Annotated in this window: 6 protein-coding genes; 2 read left to right on the top strand and 4 right to left on the bottom strand. The window is 66.4% G+C overall.

Translation table 11 applies throughout. The features are described 5' to 3' along the window. Positions 1–584, top strand: a 584-nt coding sequence (gene hemH, locus VK519_RS16570; protein WP_324351587.1) for a ferrochelatase, incomplete at its 5' end; no start/stop codon positions are given. Next, positions 581–1417, top strand: a complete 837-nt coding sequence (locus VK519_RS16565) for an alpha/beta fold hydrolase (RefSeq protein ID WP_324351586.1) — start codon at positions 581–583, stop codon at positions 1415–1417. The genes hemH and VK519_RS16565, both read left to right, overlap by 4 nt. Positions 1418–1502: 85 nt before the next feature. Here the strand turns inward: VK519_RS16565 and cyoE are convergent, their stop codons facing one another. The 4 genes from cyoE to VK519_RS16545 all read right to left on the bottom strand — a co-directional run. Further along, the gene (gene cyoE / locus VK519_RS16560; RefSeq protein WP_324351584.1) at positions 1503–2426 is read right to left on the bottom strand and encodes a heme o synthase; all 924 of its coding nucleotides are present in this window, start codon (positions 2424–2426) and stop codon (positions 1503–1505) included. A 1-nt stretch (position 2427) separates the two neighbouring features. Continuing rightward, positions 2428–3576: a COX15/CtaA family protein gene (locus VK519_RS16555; RefSeq protein ID WP_324351582.1), complete on the bottom strand. Its 1149-nt coding sequence runs from the start codon at positions 3574–3576 to the stop codon at positions 2428–2430. Next, a complete protein-coding gene (locus VK519_RS16550; protein ID WP_324351580.1) occupies positions 3576–4133 on the bottom strand; it encodes a redox-active disulfide-containing membrane protein in 558 nt (185 codons plus the stop codon). The genes VK519_RS16555 and VK519_RS16550 overlap by 1 nt, the downstream gene beginning before the upstream one ends. 8 nt (positions 4134–4141) lie before the next feature. Beyond that, positions 4142–4680: SURF1 family protein (locus VK519_RS16545; RefSeq protein WP_324351579.1), on the bottom strand; the 539-nt coding region annotated here is incomplete at its 5' end.

Raw genomic sequence — 4680 nt, 5'->3', positions numbered from 1 at the left:
CCACAGGTTCCGTGCTCGATGCCATCGCCGACAGCGTCAAACGCCTGCGCTGGCCGCCGGAACTCCGAACGATCAACGATTATCACGACCGTCCAGGCTACATCGCTGCACTGGCGGACAGCGTGCGCGCGCACTGGGCCCAGCACGGTCGCGGCGAAATCCTGTTGCTGAGCTTCCACGGCATTCCCGAGCGTTACGTCGACGCAGGCGATCCCTACTACGACCAATGCATGGCCACGGCGCGCCTTCTGCGCCAGGCGCTGGGCCTGGCCGATGACGAAGCCATTACCAGCTTCCAGTCACGCGTGGGCCGTGAGCGCTGGCTGCATCCCTACACGGACGAAACCGTACGCGAACTCGGCCGCCGGGGCCTCAAGCGCGTGGATGTGATCAGCCCCGGCTTCGCCGTGGATTGCCTGGAAACGCTGGAAGAAATCGCCATGCAGAACGCGGAGTTCTTCCGCGAAGCCGGCGGCGGCACGCTCAGCTACATCCCCTGCCTCAATGACGGCGATGCGCACGCCACGATGCTTTCCGGGCTCATCGTGCAGCAGCTGCAAGGCTGGCCGGAAGCGGGTACATGAGCGAACTGACCATCGACATCACGGGATTGCAGCTTGCAGCGCAGGCCTGGGGCGACGAAAGCCTTCCGCCCCTCCTGGCCCTGCATGGCTGGCTGGACAACAGCGCCAGCTTCGAGCGGTTAGCGCCGTTCCTGTCGCAACGCTACCGCGTGATCGCGCTGGACCTTCCCGGCCATGGCGCCTCGGCCCACCTGCCAGCGGGCCTGCCCTACCACTATGTGGATTATGTCCGCGCCGCCATCGCCGCTGCCGATGCGCTGCGCCTGGATCGCTTCAGCCTGCTCGGCCACTCGTTGGGTGCGGGCATCGCCAGCCTCGCCGCCGCGGCCGTACCCACGCGTGTACGGGAACTGTTGCTGGTGGAAGGCCTGGGGGCGATGGCCGACGACGGCTCGCGTACGCTGGAGCGTTTCCGCGAGGGCCTGGCTGCGCTGCAGGAACGCCCGCGCAGCTTGCGCGTCTTCGGCGACATGGACGACGCCATCGCCGCACGGGTGGCCGTGAGCAAGATGCCGGCGGAACTGGTGCAGCCGATGGTGGCCCGGAGCCTGGCCAGGGTCGCCGGCGGCTACAGCTGGCGCAGCGACCCGCGCCTTGCTTCGTCCACGCCGATCCGCCTGGCGGAAACCCAGGTGATGTCCCTGCTGCTGGGTATCGAGGCCAGCACCCGCCTGCTGCTGGCCGACCCCGCCATGCCCTACATGGAAACGGAGACCATCCAGGCCCGCATCGATTGCGTGGCGGATATCACCGTGGAGCGAATGCCCGGAGGCCACCACTTGCACCTGGAGAAGCCCGCCGAAGTGGCGGCGTTCTTCCTGCAAAAGAATTAGCCCGCGCCTTGGTCGGGGTCCGCCTTGGCCGGGGTCAGAGTCATGACTCTGACCCCTAATCCTTCAATCCCCCAATCAGCCTCGTTCAGGACCCGACGGTAATCTCCATCACGGTCCGCGGTGCCACCAGGTAGTGGTCCACCAGCAGGAAGGCGAACAACGCCATCAGGTAGACGATGGAGTAGTTGAACACCTTCATCGAGAACAATTCATCCGGCGGGTTCAACAGACGCACCGCGTAATACAGGAACCCCGCTCCCAGCACCACCGCGCCGCCGAGGTACAACAGGCCGCTGTAGTGCATCAGGAACGGCAGCATCGTCACCAGGAACAGCAGGACGGTGTAGAAAAGCACGTGCCAGCGCGTGTACACCACCCCGTGCGTCACCGGCAGCATCGGCACCTGGGCCCGGGAATAATCCTCGCGGCGGAAAATCGCCAGCGCCCAGAAATGCGGCGGCGTCCACACGAAGATGATCAGGCACAGCTGCAGCGCGAACGGATGCAGTTCGCCGGTAACCGACGTCCAGCCCAGCACCGGCGGAATCGCGCCGGCCAGCCCGCCGATCACGATGTTCTGCGGCGTGGCGCGTTTCAGGTAGGCGGTGTAGACCACGGCGTAGCCGATCAGGCCGCCGAAGGTGAGTACCGCGGTGAGCGTGTTCACCAGCAACACCAGCACCAGCATCGACAACACGCCCAGCCCCATGGCGAAGACAAACACCTGGCGCGGGGAAAGATGCCCCGTGGCCAGCGGCCGGTGCGCGGTGCGCACCATCACCTTGTCGATGCGCTGGTCGATCAGGTGGTTGAAGGCCGCCGCCGATGCCGAGGCCAGCCAGATGCCAAGCGTGCCGAACACCAGCGCGCGCCAGGGCGGAAGGCCCATGGGGAAACCCGGCGCGATGCCCGGTACCAGGAACATGCCAATGACGGCGCAGAACACCAGCAATGCCACGACGCGCGGCTTGGTGAGCTCGAGGTATTCGCCGAAGGTCGACTTGGCCACGTCAGGTTCCCGGTTCAATCGATCGCCGCTGCGTGCGCGCCAGCGACACCAACAGGGTGAAAAGCAGCAGCGCCGCCACGCCATTGTGCGCGGTTGCGACGGGGAGCGGCAGTCCCAGGTGCACATTGCCGATGCCCAGCGCCACCTGCGCCAGCAGCACCACGCCCACCGCGATGCCAGCGCCGCGCAACCCGGCGCGGGCCAGCCTGTGCGACAGCCAGCCAAGGTAACAGAACACCACCAGTGCGCCGATGCGGTGCGCGATCTGGATCGCGCTGCGCGCGGCCATGTCCAGCACGCCGCCTTCGTAGTTCACGCCAACGCCGCGCCACAGCACGAACCCTTCGCGGAAATCCGTCGCCGGCCACCACTGGCCCTGGCAGGTCGGGAAGTCGGTGCCGCACGCCAGCGCCGCATAGTTGGAACTGGTCCAGCCGCCCAGGGCGATCTGGCACACCAGCAACACCATGCCCAGCACCACGAGCTTGCGCAGTGCCGCGTAGCGGTCGTCTTCCGAGCCCACGCCGCAGAAACGCAACGCCGCATAGGCCAGCAAACCGAAGGTGGCGATGCCGCCCAGCAGGTGCCCCATGACCACGATGGGCTTGAGCAACAGCGTAACCGTCCACATCCCAAGCATCGCCTGGAAGATGATCACGCCCAGCACCATCACGCCCACCCGCCACGCGCCGGGGCGATCCAGCCGCCAGGCCACCAGCAAGGGCAAGGCGATGGCCAGCCCCGACAGCACCGACGACACCACGTGCTCGCCGTGCATGTACATGCCCACGCCCACCGCCGCGAACGCCGCCGACCCCAGCAGGGCAGCGATGGCGAACCTGCGCCGCCACACCGACATCAGCGCGATCACCAGCACCATCACGCCCAGCGACCCCGCCAGGAAACGGTGCACCTGCTCGCGCCATGCCTTGTGGGTTTCATAGGGACGGTCGGGAAAGGCTTCGTTGGCCTGGGCGATCTCGTGCGCATGGCCAGGCCAGGTCGCCTCGCCATAGCAGGTGGGCCAATCAGGGCAGGACAAGCCCGCGTTGGACAGGCGCACGAAGGCACCGAACATCACCACGCAAAAAGCAAAGACGGCCGCGACCACGGCGATGGCGCGCAGGATGCGCAGGCGACGCGAAACCATTATTTGATCACCTTCTGCAGATCCTTCCGCAAGCCCGACGGATCGAAGCCGGCAGGATACTGGGCGAGCGCGGTGGTATTGGATTCCACGAAAACAGCCGACACGGAGTCGGGCTCGGTCGGCCGGAACGACTCCAGCTTGCCGTCCACGTCCTTGCCGATGATGTAGTCGCCCATGAAGGCATCGGCGGCTTTATCCGTCGGGGGTTCGCCCAGGTAAAGCAGGCGAAGGCGGTCACTGTTGCGATTGAGCGTGATGCGCGCGTTGCGCATCTTCAGCAGCGTATCCACGCAACGTGCGGCGCAGCCGGGACCCGGCAGGGCAATCAATGTGAGGCGCGGCTCGGACGGATCGCGCCACACGTAACTGCCGCCCTTGGCCAGGTCAATGCGCACGTCGGAGAAACTCCGCTGCGGCTCGATCGGCAAGCCATTGCCCTTGGCCGTGGGTTGCCAGCCGCTCACGGTAAGCAGGCCCGCCACCACAAAGGGCGCCACGAACACCAGCATCACCAGGATCAGTTTGCCGCGGCCGGTCGGGCGCGGTTTGTCTTGCACGGGAGGATTCATTCGGACCGTCCTTTGGCCCTGCGCCGCGGCTTGCGGTGCAGGATGAAGAAAATGACCACCGCCGCCAGTGCGAAGGTGAACCACTGGAAGGCGTAGGCGCGGTGCCGCGCCGGCGGCATGAAACCGGGTGTCCAGTCGCGCACATAGGCGGCATGCGGATCGGCATCGAGCAGCAACACGCGCGGGAACATGCGTTGCCTGAGGTCCATGCCGATCTCGGTGGTGTCGAGGTAGATCGTCGTCTTCGGCCAGGCATTCTGCGTAGGCAGCGCGTTGCCACCCATGCGCATGCCGATGCCCGGCGTGGGCACGTACAGGCCACGCAGCGACTGCCCGCCCGTCGGCAACGGCGGCACCTGCGGCATGTGCCCCGCCTCGCGCGGCAGGAAGCCCAGGTCCACAAGCAGGAGGCTGGTGTTGCCGTCCACCTTGAACGGCGCGTACACATGGATGCCCTGCTGGCTGGCGTGCGTCTGGTCGTCGAGGTAGTAGTCCCGGCCCGGCAGGAATTGCCCGGTGACCGCCACGCGTGGAT

The organism is Pinirhizobacter sp., from assembly GCF_035317885.1.
In the GTDB taxonomy this organism is placed as follows: Bacteria; Pseudomonadota; Gammaproteobacteria; order Xanthomonadales; family Rhodanobacteraceae; genus Pinirhizobacter.
The sequence above is the reverse complement of the archived record's forward strand: the minus strand, read 5'-3'. Positions and strand labels throughout refer to the sequence as shown.

Bases quoted from the DNA above. Each gene is read 5' to 3' on its own strand.
- VK519_RS16565 (WP_324351586.1), top strand. From the start codon at position 581: ATGAGCGAACTGACCATCGACATCACGGGATTGCAGCTTGCAGCGCAG.
- VK519_RS16555 (WP_324351582.1), bottom strand. From the start codon at position 3,576: ATGGTTTCGCGTCGCCTGCGCATCCTGCGCGCCATCGCCGTGGTCGCG.